15 protein-coding genes are annotated in these 14,352 nt (G+C 67.9%); 9 read left to right on the forward strand and 6 right to left on the reverse strand.

The annotated features are described in order from the left end of the window. Window positions 1–73: 73 nt before the first annotated feature. Genes HNR01_RS04470 through HNR01_RS04480 form a run of 3 tightly spaced genes read right to left on the reverse strand, consistent with a single transcriptional unit; the run spans window position 74 to window position 1,655 of the window. Entirely contained in the window at window positions 74–691 is a 618-nt protein-coding gene (locus HNR01_RS04470; protein WP_026105728.1) for a DsbE family thiol:disulfide interchange protein, read from the reverse strand. Beyond that, window positions 688–840: a heme exporter protein CcmD gene (gene ccmD, locus HNR01_RS04475; protein ID WP_017485885.1), complete on the reverse strand. Its 153-nt coding sequence runs from the start codon at window positions 838–840 to the stop codon at window positions 688–690. Before ccmD ends, HNR01_RS04470 begins: the two co-directional genes overlap by 4 nt. 8 nt (window positions 841–848) lie before the next feature. Further along, window positions 849–1,655, reverse strand: coding sequence for a heme ABC transporter permease (locus HNR01_RS04480; protein WP_017485884.1), 807 nt, complete (start codon window positions 1,653–1,655; stop codon window positions 849–851). 208 nt (window positions 1,656–1,863) lie between these two features. Here HNR01_RS04480 and HNR01_RS04485 point away from each other — a divergent pair, with 208 nt between their 5' ends. Then, a complete protein-coding gene (locus HNR01_RS04485; protein ID WP_183666861.1) occupies window positions 1,864–2,703 on the forward strand; it encodes a transglutaminase-like domain-containing protein in 840 nt (279 codons plus the stop codon). Between the two features lie 105 nt (window positions 2,704–2,808). Here the strand turns inward: HNR01_RS04485 and HNR01_RS04490 are convergent, their stop codons facing one another. Both HNR01_RS04490 and HNR01_RS04495 read right to left on the reverse strand, forming a co-directional pair. Beyond that, the gene (locus tag HNR01_RS04490; RefSeq protein WP_183666863.1) at window positions 2,809–3,903 is read right to left on the reverse strand and encodes an NAD(P)/FAD-dependent oxidoreductase; all 1,095 of its coding nucleotides are present in this window, start codon (window positions 3,901–3,903) and stop codon (window positions 2,809–2,811) included. A gap of 193 nt (window positions 3,904–4,096) precedes the next feature. Further along, window positions 4,097–5,416 (reverse strand): hypothetical protein, encoded by a 1,320-nt coding sequence (locus tag HNR01_RS04495; RefSeq protein ID WP_183666865.1) that lies wholly within the window; start codon window positions 5,414–5,416, stop codon window positions 4,097–4,099. Between the two features lie 334 nt (window positions 5,417–5,750). Between HNR01_RS04495 and flgB the strand changes: the two genes are divergently transcribed. From flgB to HNR01_RS04530, 7 genes are all read left to right on the forward strand, one after another. Further along, window positions 5,751–6,167, forward strand: coding sequence for a flagellar basal body rod protein FlgB (gene flgB / locus HNR01_RS04500; protein WP_017485879.1), 417 nt, complete (start codon window positions 5,751–5,753; stop codon window positions 6,165–6,167). Between the two features lie 21 nt (window positions 6,168–6,188). Then, a complete protein-coding gene (flgC, locus tag HNR01_RS04505) occupies window positions 6,189–6,599 on the forward strand; it encodes a flagellar basal body rod protein FlgC (protein ID WP_017485878.1) in 411 nt (136 codons plus the stop codon). 5 nt (window positions 6,600–6,604) lie between these two features. Further along, on the forward strand, window positions 6,605–6,928 hold the full coding sequence (gene fliE / locus HNR01_RS04510; RefSeq protein WP_017485877.1) for a flagellar hook-basal body complex protein FliE: 324 nt from the start codon (window positions 6,605–6,607) through the stop codon (window positions 6,926–6,928). A gap of 84 nt (window positions 6,929–7,012) precedes the next feature. Beyond that, window positions 7,013–7,279: a flagellar biosynthesis protein FliQ gene (gene fliQ / locus HNR01_RS04515; RefSeq protein WP_012454514.1), complete on the forward strand. Its 267-nt coding sequence runs from the start codon at window positions 7,013–7,015 to the stop codon at window positions 7,277–7,279. A 45-nt stretch (window positions 7,280–7,324) separates the two neighbouring features. Then, window positions 7,325–8,101, forward strand: a complete 777-nt coding sequence (gene fliR, locus HNR01_RS04520) for a flagellar biosynthetic protein FliR (protein ID WP_017485876.1) — start codon at window positions 7,325–7,327, stop codon at window positions 8,099–8,101. A gap of 54 nt (window positions 8,102–8,155) precedes the next feature. Next, window positions 8,156–9,223: a flagellar biosynthesis protein FlhB gene (flhB, locus tag HNR01_RS04525; RefSeq protein WP_183666867.1), complete on the forward strand. Its 1,068-nt coding sequence runs from the start codon at window positions 8,156–8,158 to the stop codon at window positions 9,221–9,223. Window positions 9,224–9,373: 150 nt separating this feature from the next. Continuing rightward, entirely contained in the window at window positions 9,374–12,112 is a 2,739-nt protein-coding gene (locus HNR01_RS04530) for a hybrid sensor histidine kinase/response regulator (RefSeq protein WP_183666869.1), read from the forward strand. A gap of 304 nt (window positions 12,113–12,416) precedes the next feature. On the opposite strand, the gene HNR01_RS04535 is transcribed toward HNR01_RS04530, so the two are convergent. After that, complete coding sequence (locus tag HNR01_RS04535) at window positions 12,417–12,638, reverse strand: hypothetical protein (protein WP_183666871.1); 222 nt, start codon at window positions 12,636–12,638, stop codon at window positions 12,417–12,419. Window positions 12,639–13,184: 546 nt separating this feature from the next. Between HNR01_RS04535 and recA the strand changes: the two genes are divergently transcribed. Then, entirely contained in the window at window positions 13,185–14,285 is a 1,101-nt protein-coding gene (recA, locus tag HNR01_RS04540) for a recombinase RecA (RefSeq protein WP_017485872.1), read from the forward strand. Window positions 14,286–14,352: the final 67 nt, after the last annotated feature.

Genomic DNA, 14,352 nt, shown 5'->3' on the forward strand with positions numbered 1-14,352 from the left:
GAACGGTTTCAAGCCGGCAAGGGCTGCATACGCCTCCGATCCCGCGTTTCCAAGCGCGGGCCGCGCGCTTCGATCAGTTGGTCACGGGCGCGGACCGCCCGGCGGCGCGGATACGGCCCAGGACGCTGGCGTAGTTCTCCGGTGTCAGAATCCCGACGAGCTTGTCGCGGATCACACCGTCGGGCCCGATGATGAACGTTTCCGGCACGCCGTAGACGCCGAGATCGATGCCGGCCCGGCCGCTCGTATCGGCACCGACGGCGGCGAAGGGGAGACCGTTGCGCTCCAGCCAGCGCCGCCCGGCATCACCCGGATCCTTGTAGTCGATGCCGACCAGGCGGATGCCGGGCTCCTGCGCGAGCCGCATCAGCATCGGATGCTCGACCTGGCACGGGGCGCACCACGAGGCGAAGACGTTGAGAACGGTGACCTGTCCCTTCAGGTCCGCGCTCGACAGTCCGGGCACCGGCTTGCCTTCGGCCTGCAGGCCGTTCACCGGCGCGAGCGAGAAGGCCGGCACGGGCTTGCCGATCAGTGCCGAGGGCAGAGCCTGCGGATCGGCGCCCGAGCGCAGCCGCACGAAGAACGCGACCGCCAGCACGGCGAAGACGAGCACCGGCAGCAAGACGAGGAGCGAGCGGCGGGGACGCTCGCCGCCGGGCGGCATCGCGCCTGGAGCCTGCGCACTCACGGCCGCCCTCCCCGGTCGTCCTGAAGCTCGGCGAGCGCACGGCGCTGGGTCCGCCCGTCCCACCAGCCATTGAGGATCAGGGCACCGAGCACCAGGGCGGCGAAGCCGTAGGAGCCGGCGATGAAGGGGGCGTAGGGTCCAAAGTCCATGCTTGGTCTCAGATCGCCTGTCCGACGGGAAGGGTCGCGGCGGCGCGGGGAACCGCGACGGCCTCCTGCGCGCCGGAATCGAGCCGCTCGGCCTGCCGGATCAGCAGCGTGCGCACCCGGCGGCGGTAGATCTCGGTCCGCATCGCCTGCAAGTGCAGGGTGACGCCGAGCAGGGTCATCGCCAGCACCATCTCGAGCAGCGGGTAGAGCATCGAGGAGTCGATCGACGAACCGCCCATGCGCAGGATCGAGGCGGGCTGGTGCAGCGTCGACCACCAGTTCACCGAGAACTTGATGATCGGCAGGTTCACCGCGCCGACCAGCGTCAGAATTGCGACCGCGCGGGCGGCACGGCTCGGATCCTCGATGGTCCGCCACAGCGCGATGATGCCGCAATAGATCAGGAACAGCACCAGCATCGAGGTCAGGCGCGCATCCCACACCCAGTAGGTCCCCCACATCGGCTTGCCCCAGAGCGAGCCGGTGACGAGGCAGATCAGGGTGAAGGCCGCGCCGATCGGTGCTGCGGCACGCTGCGAGACGTCGGCGAGGGGATGACGCCAGACCAGGGTGCCGATCGCCGACAGGGTCATCGCCCCGTAGAAGCCCATGCCGAGGATCGCGGCGGGCACGTGGACGTACATGATCCGCACGGTGTCGCCCTGCTGGTAGTCGGGCGGCACGACGAAAAAGGTCAGATACAGCCCGGTCGCCAGCAGCGCGGCCGAGCTCGCGGCGAGCCATGGCAAGGCCGCACCCGACCAGCGCAGGAAGTGGCCCGGATGGGCGAGACGGTTCCAGAGAGCGGTCCACATGGCCGCTTCCATACCGCCGAGTGCGCTGCAGCAGCAATGCGCGTCAACGTCCCGGCCAGCGTGTCCCCGGCCGATGCCGCCCAAGTCAGCCGGCTGCGGAATATTTGTGCAGCGCATGAACGGAACGGCCCGTAGATTAAAAACTTACCGGCTTGTCCCGCTCGAAATCTACTGTTCGAGGCCTGAGGGCGATGTTGCAGGCTGACCCATGCTGATCAAGACCGGTTACCACATCACTTTCGAAACCGATGCGGCAACGCCGATGTCGCTGCTGCTCAGTGTTCACCCCTCGCGCCAGGGCGACCTGCGCAGCCCCGAGACGATCACGTTCGATCCCCCGATTCCGCAGCGGCAGACGCTCGATGCCTTCGGCAATGTCTGCACCCGCATCGTCGCCCCATCCGGCCGCCTCTCGATCGCGGCGGATTTCCTCGTGGCCGATTCGGGTCTGCCCGATGCAGTGGTGCCGGAGGCCAGCCAGGCGCCGGTGGACGCCTTGCCGGACGAGGTGATGGTCTACCTGATGGCGAGCCGCTACTGCGACACCGACAACCTATGCGGGATCGCATGGCAGCTCTTCGGCCAGACGCCGGAGGGCTGGGCGCGGGTTCAGGCCATCGTCGACTACGTGCATGCACGCATCCGCTTCGACTACCAGCGCGCGGATGCCACCCGAACCGCCTCCGACGGCTATCACCAGCAGGTCGGCGTTTGTCGCGACTTCGCCCATCTCGCCATCGCGTTCTGCCGCTGCATGAACATCCCGGCGCGCTACTGCACGGGCTATCTCGGCGATATCGGCGTTCCACCCGTGCCCGATCCGATGGATTTCTCCGCGTGGTTCGAGGTCTATCTCGGCGGCCGCTGGTACACTTTCGATGCCCGCCACAACACGCCGCGGATCGGCCGGATCGTGATGGCGCGCGGTCGCGACGCCACGGATTGTGCGATCTCGACGAGCTTCGGCACGGCGCGGCTGGTCCGGTTCGAGGTTCACACCGACGCGGTGTCGGACGAGACGGCGGTCGATCTGATGCGGGCCGCCTAGGACGCTTCCCGACCGAGTGGGTGTCGGCTCGTCATCAGACCGCTCCTTGCAACGGGGATCGGAATGGGCCGGCCTGATACGATCGTCTCGGGCATGGCGCCGGCGTCATGCCATCAGCCGATCGGCCACGGCCTCGGCCAGCGAGAGTGAGGACGTCAGGCCCGGGCTCTCGATCCCGAACAGCTGGACGAGTCCGGGCAGGCCGTGCTCGGCTGGTCCGTCGATGCGGAAGTCCGCCGCCGGCTCGCCGGGACCCGTGAGCTTCGGACGAATGCCGGCATAGTCCGGCGTCAGGCCTAGCTCCGGCAGGCCGGGCCAGTAACGCCGGATCGGTGCCGCGAAGCGATCGGCGCGCGCGGCATCGACGCTATAGTCGGGTGTGTCGACCCACTCGACATCGGGTCCGAACCGCATACGTCCAGCGAGATCCAGGGTTAGGTGAATGCCCAGGCCGCCCTCGACCGGTGCCGGATAGATCAGCCGCGAGAAGGCCGGTCGTCCGACGCACCCGAAATAGCTGCCCTTGGCCAGGACCTGCCGGGGTACGCTGCCCGGCACAGCCCCCTCGATCCGACGGGCAAGGGATTGCGCGCCGAGGCCGGCCGCGTTGACGAGACCGTCGACCGTCACGTCGCCCGCCGCCGCGCCGCCGAAGCGGACGTGCCAGCGCCCCTCCCGCCGCTCGGCGGCCTCGATCGGAGTGCGCAGAGCCAGCACGCCGCCGGCATCTTCGACATCCCCGAGGAAGGCGAGCATCAGAGCGTGGCTGTCGACGATCCCGGTTGCGGGGGAGTGAAGCGCGGCTACGCAGGACAAGGCCGGCTCGAGCGCGACGGCTTCGGCGCGTTCGAGCAGGTCGAGGCCCTCGACCCCGTTCTCGATCCCGCGCGAATAGATCGCTTCGAGCGTCGGGCGTTCCGCGTCGGACGTTGCCACGATGAGTTTGCCACAGAGGCGGTGGGGCACGCCGTGGCTCTCGCAAAAGTCGACGAGACGGTGGCGTCCCTCCACGCAATGATGGGCGCGGAGGGAGCCCGGCGGATAGTACATTCCGCCGTGAATCACCTCCGAGCTGCGCGCGGAGACGCCGGTCCCGATCGCCTCGGACGCCTCCGCGAGGATGACCGATGCACCGCGCAGGGCGAGAGCCCGCGCGATCGCGAGCCCGACCACCCCCGCTCCGACAACGAGCGCCTCCATGCCTCGCCGGCCTCACTCATCTCGCGACACAGGCTGTTTCCGGCCCGACCGCGAGGATCGGGCGGGGTCTGGAGGAATCGGACGGCGGGGTCGTCGATCGGATGACCCCTCCGGTGCCCTTTCGATTCCGCCGCTTCCCTATCGGATCGGATCAGGGTCTCGCTCGAGCGCCGTGCCGACCGGGACCCTACGATCAGGTCTTGCTGTCGAGCGGTCGGCCGAGGAGACGGGCGAATTCCGCTTCGATCTCCTCGACCGAGAATGGGTTTTGGCCCTGAGCAGCCGCCTCCGAAGCCTCGGTCTTCGACGCTTCCGGCTTCGGCGGCTCGGACCGCGCCGGTTCGGGCCTGGAGGGTTGGGATAAGGCCGGCTCAGCTTTGGCCGCCTCGGGTCTGGCTGCCTCGGATCTGGCAGCTTCGGGCTTCGGCAGGTCCGGCTTGGCGGATTCAGGTCGGGACGGGGCCACGAATTGGGGCGGGGCAACGGGCTTGGCGGCCACCTTCGGCTTCGGTTCGGACCTGGGTTCGGGCTTCGGCTCGGATTGGGGCGAGCTCGGCACGGCGGCCGGTGCGGGCTCCGGACTGACCGGGACGGCCGGCGGCGGCACGGCCGTCGCGGGAGACGGGCGGACCGGTTCGGCCGGCCGTGCCCCCGCCATCGCCGCCGCGATCGGATCGGCGCGGGGCGTCACCGGCTCGGGCGGCGGAGGTGCTTCGCTGGCGCCTCCGGGCGGCGGCGTGACGGCGGACGAGGGACGCTTCAGCGCGACCTGAAGCTGCCGTGCCATGTCGGAGAGGACGGCCGGATCGACCGCCCTCGGCTCGCGGCTGGCCATGACCGGTGCAGGGTCAGGCGCGGAATCCGGTGCCGCTGCGCCTTCGGGGCGGGGGGGACGCTCGGACGCGGGCTCTGGCCGCGGGCTGACGACGGGCGGCGCGGTACGCCGCATCAGGCGGCTGACCGGCGTGACCGGTCGCGCCGGGGCATCGGCAGGCGAGATCTCGGGCTCGAACAGGCCGGGATCGAGGGGGGGCGCCCGGTCGCCGGCGGGCGGAGCGCCGGAGATGGCGGGCGGCACCACCTCCGGCATCGCGAAGGTCGGAGGCATGGGCGAATCGAAGAAAGGATCGGTGCGCGGCGGCTCCAGGCCACCGGCGTCGGCGGCGCCGATCTCGCCCGAACGCGCGTGACCCTCCGCCGCATAGCGGCTCCCCGCCCCGCGCTGGATGTGCCGCTCGACCACGACATCGTTGGGACCGCCGACGAGAAGCAGATGCTCCACGTTGTCCCGCCGCAGCAGGATCAGCTGCCGCTGACGATCGAGCTCGTAGATGTCGACGATGCCGAGCCGCGGCTGGCGGCCGCGCTGGCCCGCCCCCGCCGAAAGGGTGAGGCCGCGCCCGGACAGCCGCATGAACAGCAGCGCCGCAATCAGGAGCAGCACCAGGATGACGACGAAGATCACCAGGAACTGCAGGGCGAGAGGACCGTCGGAACTGAAGAACGCTTGCAAGACCCGCGTCTTTCGTAGTCGGAGCTTCGGTGTCGGTGCGCGGCGTCCAGCGGTGACTGGAGCCGGCGGGCGACGCGATCTCGGCCCCACGCAATACAATGCCTGATTATCGCCGCCGCCCAGCCGCCCGGCAACAAAGGCTGACACTTCGTTAACAACTCGGTGCGTCGCAACTCGCCGATTTTTCACCCCGTTCGTCGGGGCGGACGAATGGGCACCCGGCAGGATTTGCCCGGTTAACGGCTCCTTAACCATGTCGGCGGCAGATTCTGCCGGGTCCGGAGGTGCGGCTCCTCACGAGTCCCGTCGCCTTCCGCACCGGATCCGAGGCACCATGTCGCTCACCGACCTGCCCTTGCTCGGCATGCTGCGCACCCGGATGCACTGGCATCAGGCCCGCCAAGCCCTGCTCGCCGAGAACGTCGCCAATGCCGACATGGCGGGTTTTCGCCCGCGCGACCTGGCTGAGCCTTCGGCCGCCTCCACCGGCCTCGCTGCCCCCGTCGGCGCCTCCGTCGGCGGCGACGGGCTCGCCCGCACCGATTCCGCGCATATCGGGATGCCGGCCAGTGCCGGGCCGAACGCCGACCCACGCCGTTTCAAGGGCTTCGAGGTCCGCCCCTCCGGCAACGGGGTGAACCTGGAGGAGGAGATGATGAAGGCCGGTGACAACCAAGCCGACTATCAGCTCGTCGCCTCGCTCTACCAGAAGAGCCTCGACGCCCTGAAGATCGCCGTCGGCAAGCGCTGAGATCCGTAAACGGAGACCGTCATGGATTTCCTGAAGAGCCTCGGCATCGCTGCTTCCGGCCTCAAGGCGCAGTCCGGCCGGATGCGCATCATCGCCGAGAACATCGCCAACGCCGATTCGACGGCGCAGACGCCCGGCGGTGATCCCTATCGGCGCAAGATCCCGACCTTCGCGAGCCGCTTCGACCGCGAGTTGAACGCCAGTGTCATCGAAGCCGGCCGGGTGCGGCGCGACCCCACGCCGTTCCGCACCAAGCACGACCCCGGCAACCCGGCCGCGGATGCCCGCGGCGAGGTGCGCATGCCCAACGTCAACGGGCTGATCGAGAACATGGACATGCGCGAGGCCCAGCGCTCCTACGAGGCCAACCTCAACATGGTGACCGCCACGCGGCGGATGATCTCCCGCACCCTCGAGATCCTGAAGGCGTAGCCCCGATGACGACCTCCGCCTTCGCCGCCGGCGCCTACGGTGCCGCCCAGGGCCTCGCCCGCCCGGGCATCCCGAAACCTGCGCAGGGCATCGCCCAGGGGCCGACGGCCCCGGGCGGTTTCACCGGGTTCCTGCAGCAAAGCCTCGACAGCGTCGCCCAGTCCGGCGCGCAGGCCGACCGGGCCGCCCTCTCGGCGGCGGCGGGCAAGGCCAACGTGGTGGATGTCGTCACCGCCGTCGCCGAGAGCGAAACCGCCCTCCAGACCCTGGTCGCGGTGCGCGACCGCGTGATCTCCGCCTACGAGGAGATCATGAGGATGCCGATCTGATACTTTTCCGATTCTCCCCTCTCCCGACAACGGAGAGAGAACACCTCACCAAACACCCGACGAGCAGGCGAGAAACTTGAGACAATGACCGGCCTCGCCATCCTCGACATCGCCCGCGACGGCATCTTCGTCTTCCTGAAGGTGGCCGGACCGCTGATGATCGTCGCCCTCGTCGTCGGTCTGATCGTCTCGCTGTTCCAGGCGCTGACGCAGATTCAGGAGCAGACGCTGATCTACGTACCGAAGATCGTCGCGGTGTTCGGGGTGATGCTGCTGATGCTCCCCTTCATCGGCGACGCCATGGCCGCCTACATGGCGCGGATCGCCGCCCGGATCGCCGCGGGCGGATGATGAAGCCGCAGCGCGGGCACGGCCGAGCGTGTAGGATGGGCGGGCATGACCACGCCGCTCGACCTGCTGCTGCCCGGCCTCGCGGCGGCCTTCCTCATCACCTTCGCCCGGGTCGGTACGCTGATCATGCTGATGCCGGGCCTCGGCGAGCAGCTCATCGCCGGCCGCGTCCGGCTCGCCCTCGCGCTCCTCGTGACGCTGGTGCTGTTCCCCACCGTGCGGCCGATGCTGCCGACGGGCAACGCCGCCCTGGCATCGCCCGCCCTGATCGGGCTCCTGTTCGGCGAGATCCTGATCGGGCTGATGCTGGGCCTGTGCGTGCGCATGATCCTGGCCGCGCTCCAGACCGCGGGCGTGGTGATCTCGCAGCAGCTCGGCCTGTCCTACGCCATGACCGTCGACCCGACGATGGGCGGGCAGCAGGCGGCGCTCGGCAACTTTCTGGCCCTGCTCGGCGTCACCCTCATCATGGCGACCGACCTGCACCACGTCGCCCTGGAAGCGATCGGGCGCAGTTACCTCCTGCTGCCGCCGAGCGGCGTCCCGGCCATGGCGGATGCCGCCAAGCTGGCGCTCGACGCGTTCAGCCGCGGCTTCGCCCTGGCAGTGAGGATTTCCGGACCGTTCATCGTGTTCGGCATCCTGTTCAATCTCGGGCTCGGCGTCCTCTCCCGGCTGATGCCGCAGCTACAGGTGTTCTTCCTCGCGGTTCCGGCCTCCGTGCTGATCGGCATGATGCTGCTCGTCGGAGCCCTGGGTCTCGTCATGGGACTGTTCCTGGACGATCTCGGCCGTTATCTCGGCGCGTTCCTCGGGCGCTGATCGCCATCGCGCTGATCGCCCTCGCGCTGATCCGGAACACGGGAGCCTGAGCCGGTGTCCGACGAGAGCGACGACGAGGACAAGACCGAAGACCCGACGCCGCGGCGCATCGAGCAGGCGATCGAGCGCGGCGACGTTCCGAACTCCCCCGAGATCAACACCTTCTTCATCCTGGCGGCCTTCACCCTCGTCCTGATGCTCTCGGCCCGCCCCGTGGCCGAGGGATTGACCCGCGACATGCGCGGCTTTCTCGAACATGCCGGCAGCCTGTCCTCGGATGGAGGCACTTATCTCGGGGTCGCCCTGCGCGCCTCATGGGTCTGCGCCAAGGCCCTCGCGGTGCCGCTCGGCATCGCGATGCTCGCGGCCATCGCCGCCGGCCTGATCCAGCACCGGCCGATCTTCACCGCCGAGAGCCTGATGCCGAAATTCGCGCGCATCTCGCCCATGGCCGGCGCCAAGCGCCTGCTCGGCGTCGATGCCTGGGTCAATTTCGGCAAGGGGCTCGCCAAGATCGCGGTGGTCGGTACGATCGCGGGGGCGATCCTTTGGAACGAGCACGACCGGGCGGAATCCTTCGCCCAGCTCGACCCGGGCGCGGCACTCCAGGGGACGCTCGCGCTCGCGCTGAAGATGATGGGCGGCATGCTCGCGGCCTACGCCGCCATCGCGCTCGGCGATGCCCTGTACCAGCGTCACCGCTGGCACGTGCGCCTGCGCATGACCAAGGAAGAGATGAAGCAGGAGCACAAGGAGAGCGAGGGCAGCCCCGAGGTCAAGGCTCGGATCCGTCAGCTGCGCCAGGCCCGGGTGAAGAAGCGGATGATGGCCGCCGTGCCCACCGCGACCGTGGTGGTGACGAACCCTACGCACTTCGCCGTGGCGCTCCGCTACGAGACCGGCATGGCCGCCCCCGTCTGCGTCGCCAAGGGTGTCGACTCGCTGGCGCTGCGCATCCGTTCGGTCGCCGCCGAGCACGACGTGCCGGTGATGGAGAATCCGCCGCTCGCCCGCGCCCTGCACGCGACGGTGGAGGTCGACCAGGAGATTCCCGCCGAGCACTATCGCGCAGTTGCGGAGGTCATTGGTTTCGTGCTTCGCCTGCGCCGACGGGCCGCCTGAGGCTCGATCCGCTTCCGCATGGGACGGCGAAGTCGTTCAGGCGCCACGGTTTATGCACCATTGTCCGGCAATGCTCCGGCAAGAGGCGCGGCGTTTGACGATCCACAGGGCTCGGTGCGGCGGCCATGTGCGAGGGATGGGTAGGGCCTGATGGCTGAGGTCAGCGGACCAGCGGTGCCGGCGTCCGGTTCGATCGATCGTTCGGAACGGCCCGGTCGGGTCGGCCTGCTGCTGATGCTGGCGGGGCTGCTCGTCGGCGCCGCGGTCGGGCTGTCCTTCGTCGCCAACGAGCAGGCGCAGCCGCTCATCCTCGCTCTGCTGGCGCTGCTCGCGATGGCGGGCGTGTTCTTCCTGTTCGCCCTGGCCATCGGCGCGCTGCAGCTCGCCGGCCCGGCCGCGCGCGACGACATCACCCGCGCCATCGTCGACGCCGCGCCCGAGGGCAAGCTCGTCGTCGAAGACAATGGCCGGATGATCTACGCCAACGAAGCCTATATGCGGCTGGCCGGCGGCGACAGCTTTTCGAACCTGCGCTCCATCGAGCGGATTTTCGTCGGGGCCCCGGAGGTATCGGAGGCGGTCTACCGGCTCGCGCAGGCCTCTCGCGACGATCGCGCCTATGCGGAAGAGATCCGGATGTCGCCGCCGCCGGGCGGCGCGCCGGATCGCGACTTCGCCTGGTACCGCATCGCGGTGCGGCCGATCCAGCGCCATCGCGGGTCCGCCGCCCTCTGGACGGTGAGCGACATCACCCACGAGCGTGAGCGCCAGGAAAACGTCTTCCAAGAACTCCAGCACGCGATCGACTATCTCGATCATGCGCCGGCCGGCTTCCTGTCGATCGATGCCGCCGGCTCGATCGTCTACATGAATGCGACGCTCGCCTCCTGGCTCGGCTACGACCTCGCCACCGTCGGCTCCGGCGGCCTGAAGCTCTTGGAAATCGCGCCCGGCGCCGACATGCTAACCACAGCGCCCGGTCTGCCCGGCGAGGTGCGCACCGACCGCTACGACATCGATCTGCGCCGTCGGAACGGTCAGCCGCTGCCGACCCGGCTCTACCACCGCGTCGCCTATGGGCAGGACGGGGCGCCCGGCCCTTCGCGCACCTTCGTGCTCAACCGCTCCGCCGGCTCGGATGCCGACGAGCCGCAGCGGGCGGCGGAGGTGCGACTGGCGCGCTTCCTCAACAACAGCCCGATCGCCATCGCCACCCTCGACCGCGACGGCCGCGTGATCCGCGCCAACGCCTCGTTCGTGCGCCTGTTCGCCGGGATGCCGCGCCAGCCGGCGGCGGAGGCCGGCCGCGACGCGCCCGACCCGATGATGCGCGACGCCGTGCTCGAGCGCGACCGCGGCGCCATGGAGGGGGCGCTGGCCCGTGCCGCCAACGGGTTCGGCGGTCTCGAACCGATCGAGGTCGGCCTGTCCGGTCCCGGCGATCGCTCGGCCCGCGTCTGGATGAGCCCGGCGGATGCCGACGGAACGCAGGGTCAGGACGCCGAGGGCAGCAAGGCCGGAAGCGACGGCGACCGGGAGCGGGTGATCCTCTACGCCCTCGACACGACCGCTCAGCGCCAGCTCGAACAGCAGATCGCCCAGACCCAGAAGATGGACACGGTGGGCCAGCTCGCCGGCGGCATCGCGCACGACTTCAACAACGTCCTTCAGGCGATCATCGGCTACTCGGACCTGCTGCTCGCCAGCCACCGGCCGACGGACCATGCCTTCCAAGACATCATGCAGATCAAGCAGAATGCGAACCGGGCGGCATCCCTGGTGCGCCAGCTGCTGGCCTTCTCCCGCCGCCAGACCCTGCGGCCGGAAGTGATGGATGTCGGCGAGGCGCTGTCCGATCTCACGCTGCTGCTCAAGCGTCTCCTCGGCGAGCGCGTGCAGCTCGATTTCCGTCACGGCCGTGAAATCTGGCCGATCAAGGCCGACGTGAACCAGTTCGAGCAGGTGATCGTGAACCTCGCGGTCAATGCCCGCGACGCGATGCCGGGCGGCGGCAGCCTGACGATCCGCACCGCCAACTGCCCCGTGGAAGGCGAGCGGCCGGCCGGCATCCCGGCGGGTGACCACGTGATGATCGAGGTGACCGATACCGGCGAGGGCATCCCGCCCGAGGTGCGCCAGAAGATTTTCGAGCCGTTCTTCACGACCAAGGAGATCGGCAAGGGCACTGGGCTTGGTCTCTCGACGGTGTTCGGCATCGTCAACCAGTCGGGCGGCGCCATCGACGTGCAGTCGACGGTGGGCGAAGGCACCACCTTCCGCATCTACCTGCCGCGCCACGAGCCCGGTATCGAGCCCCTGCCCGAGCCGCTGCCGCCGCCTCGGACGGTCTCCGAGCGGGACGTGGCCGCCCCGGCAAGGCCTGCCGTTCCCGACGATACCGAGCCGAAGCCGGCATCGGTCGAGACGACCCTCGCGAATCCGGCGGAGCCGGAAGCGGATGCCAAGCCTTCCGTCCCGCGCGCGCCGGAACCGCCACCGAAGCCGGCGACCGACCACACAGGTCAGGGCACCGTCCTTCTGGTCGAGGACGAGGATCCGGTTCGTGCCGTCAACTCCCGCGCCCTGTCGGCTCGCGGTTACACGGTGCTCGAAGCCGCCTCCGGCATCGAGGCCCTGCGCCTGATCGAGGAGCATGCCGACGGCATCGATGTCGTGGTGTCAGACGTCGTCATGCCGGAAATGGACGGTCCGACCTTGCTGCGCGAACTGCGCAAACATTATCCCGACCTGAAGGTGATCTTCGTTTCCGGCTATGCAGAGGATGCCTTCCGCAAGAATCTGCCCGAGGGCGAAACCTTCAATTTCCTACCGAAGCCCTTCAGCCTGAAGCAACTCGTCGAGATGGTGAAGCGCACCATGGCGAGCTGACTTTCGCGGAGGCTACGGCGTCGGCTCTCGATGGGAGAGCTCCTGCGAGGCCTTCCCGGCTTCGCTCCCGCGGTCGAGGCGGAAGGATGCAGCCTCGAACGGCCTTCGCGGGCTCGTGCCTCCCGCAAACGAAGTCCTACGGCCGTCAGTCTTCCGGCAGGAGGCCGGCTGCGAAAAGATGGGCCGGAGCGGAGGATAATAGGCGATGTCCCGCTGGTCGCTCCGGGATTCTGAAGCTCGACTTGCCTCGAGCGTCTCGCGAGGCCGCCGAGACGTCCCCTGCTTCGATCGAGCGGAGATCGACTCACTCCCCTGGATTATCGACCGGGATCCCGGCCGGAGCCTCCTCGGAATTGTCCTGCTCCGTCCGCAATCCGCGCCGCAGCTCGAACAGGCTCATCTGCAACAATGTCCGCTGCCGGAAGGTCGCATCGGGTCCCAAACGCTCCTCCGCCTCCCGAAGAAGCTGTTCAATCTCGCGAAGTTCGTTGAAGTCTCTCGACATGAAGACGGCCTTGTCGTGCACCCGATTTAGTTGAGCGAGGGTTCCTGTATTCGCGCTCGGCTCAGAAGAAACGAGCCTCAGTTATGAGACACATGAGTTCCTAAAGGCCTTTGGTGGAGCGCCAAACAAGACAATCCGATCCGCATTCCTCAATCAATCATCGATCCAATCGCATCATTTCTGAGTATATAATTTTCACCAAAGGTTATTTTCCGCTTATCAATCGACAGTGCGAATACGGTCACATACTTCGGCAAAGCGTCATCCAGATATGTGACCGGAATGCGCGGTCGGAACGAGAGTTCGCGACGCGTTGAGGACTCAGATACGCTCATCACTCCCTCTCAGCATCGATTCCGCCGACATATCCTCTACGCACCAATCCATCAAATCGCGTCATTCGCTCAGCTCGGGCTTCCCCCGTATTGTGCCTGGGGGAGACACAGTGTGTCGGCCATGACGGAACTTGAACCTGGCCCTTGCGCCACGAGAACAAAACAAGTACGAAATGGATCAGCTCCGGCGGATTGAGCGCCGTGCCCCTCCCATGCATAAGGATGCCGAGCGATGGCCCAGCCTGCGCTGAAGATGGTGGAATCCTCGACTATGGCAGCAGCGGACAAGGACAAGTCGAAGGCGATCGAGGCTGCGTTGACGCAGATCGAGCGCGCGTTCGGCAAAGGCTCGATCATGCGCCTCGGCAAGACCGACAAGGTGCAGGAGGTCGAGACCGTCTCGACCGGCTCGCTGGGCCTCGATATCGCGCTCGGAGTCGGCGGCTTGCCGCGCGGCCGGGTGATCGAGATCTACGGCCCGGAATCGTCGGGCAAGACGACGCTGGCGCTCCACACCATTGCCGAGGCCCAGAAGAAGGGCGGCGTCTGCGCCTTCGTCGATGCGGAGCACGCCCTCGACCCGGTCTATGCGCGGAAGCTCGGCGTCAACCTCGACGACCTGCTGATCTCGCAGCCGGATACCGGTGAGCAGGCGCTCGAAATCACCGACACGCTGGTGCGCTCCGGCGCGATCGACGTGCTCGTGGTCGATTCGGTCGCCGCGCTGACACCGCGTGCCGAGATCGAGGGCGAGATGGGCGAGAGCCAGCCGGGCCTTCAGGCCCGCCTGATGAGCCAGGCGCTGCGCAAGCTGACCGGCTCGATCTCGCGCTCGAACTGCATGGTGATCTTCATCAACCAGATCCGCATGAAGATCGGCGTGATGTACGGAAGCCCCGAGACGACCACTGGCGGCAACGCGCTCAAGTTCTACGCCTCGGTGCGTCTCGACATCCGCCGCGTCTCGACGCTCAAGGATCGCGACGAGGCGATCGGAAACTCAGTCCGCGTCAAGGTCGTCAAGAACAAGGTCGCTCCGCCCTTCAAGCAGGTCGAGTTCGACATCATGTTCGGCGAGGGCGTATCGAAGGTCGGCGAGTTGGTCGATCTCGGCGTGAAGGCCGGCATCGTCGAGAAGTCGGGCGCGTGGTTCTCCTACGACAGCCAGCGACTCGGCCAGGGCCGCGAGAACGCCAAAGGCTTCCTGCGCGATAATCCGGATATCGCCAACAAGATCGAAGCCTCGATCCGGCAGAATTCGGGGCTCGTCGCCGACCGCATCCTCGAGAATGCCAAGCCGACGGCAGAGGATCTGGACGAGGGCGAGGCGTAAGCGCATCGCCCGATCCGTCGGCATCGAAAGGCTCGCCGCGAGCAATCGCGGCGGGCTTTTCTTCGGT

The sequence above is a fragment of the Methylorubrum rhodesianum genome, from assembly GCF_014199985.1.
Classification (GTDB): domain Bacteria; phylum Pseudomonadota; class Alphaproteobacteria; order Rhizobiales; family Beijerinckiaceae; genus Methylobacterium; species Methylobacterium rhodesianum.

Coding starts and splice junctions, on each gene's coding strand:
- ccmD (WP_017485885.1), bottom strand. CDS start 840: ATGGACTTTGGACCCTACGCCCCCTTCATCGCCGGCTCCTACGGCTTC.
- HNR01_RS04480 (WP_017485884.1), bottom strand. CDS start 1,655: ATGTGGACCGCTCTCTGGAACCGTCTCGCCCATCCGGGCCACTTCCTG.
- HNR01_RS04485 (WP_183666861.1), top strand. CDS start 1,864: ATGCTGATCAAGACCGGTTACCACATCACTTTCGAAACCGATGCGGCA.
- HNR01_RS04490 (WP_183666863.1), bottom strand. CDS start 3,903: ATGGAGGCGCTCGTTGTCGGAGCGGGGGTGGTCGGGCTCGCGATCGCG.
- flgB (WP_017485879.1), top strand. CDS start 5,751: ATGTCGCTCACCGACCTGCCCTTGCTCGGCATGCTGCGCACCCGGATG.
- flgC (WP_017485878.1), top strand. CDS start 6,189: ATGGATTTCCTGAAGAGCCTCGGCATCGCTGCTTCCGGCCTCAAGGCG.
- fliE (WP_017485877.1), top strand. CDS start 6,605: ATGACGACCTCCGCCTTCGCCGCCGGCGCCTACGGTGCCGCCCAGGGC.
- fliQ (WP_012454514.1), top strand. CDS start 7,013: ATGACCGGCCTCGCCATCCTCGACATCGCCCGCGACGGCATCTTCGTC.
- fliR (WP_017485876.1), top strand. CDS start 7,325: ATGACCACGCCGCTCGACCTGCTGCTGCCCGGCCTCGCGGCGGCCTTC.
- HNR01_RS04530 (WP_183666869.1), top strand. CDS start 9,374: ATGGCTGAGGTCAGCGGACCAGCGGTGCCGGCGTCCGGTTCGATCGAT.
- recA (WP_017485872.1), top strand. CDS start 13,185: ATGGCCCAGCCTGCGCTGAAGATGGTGGAATCCTCGACTATGGCAGCA.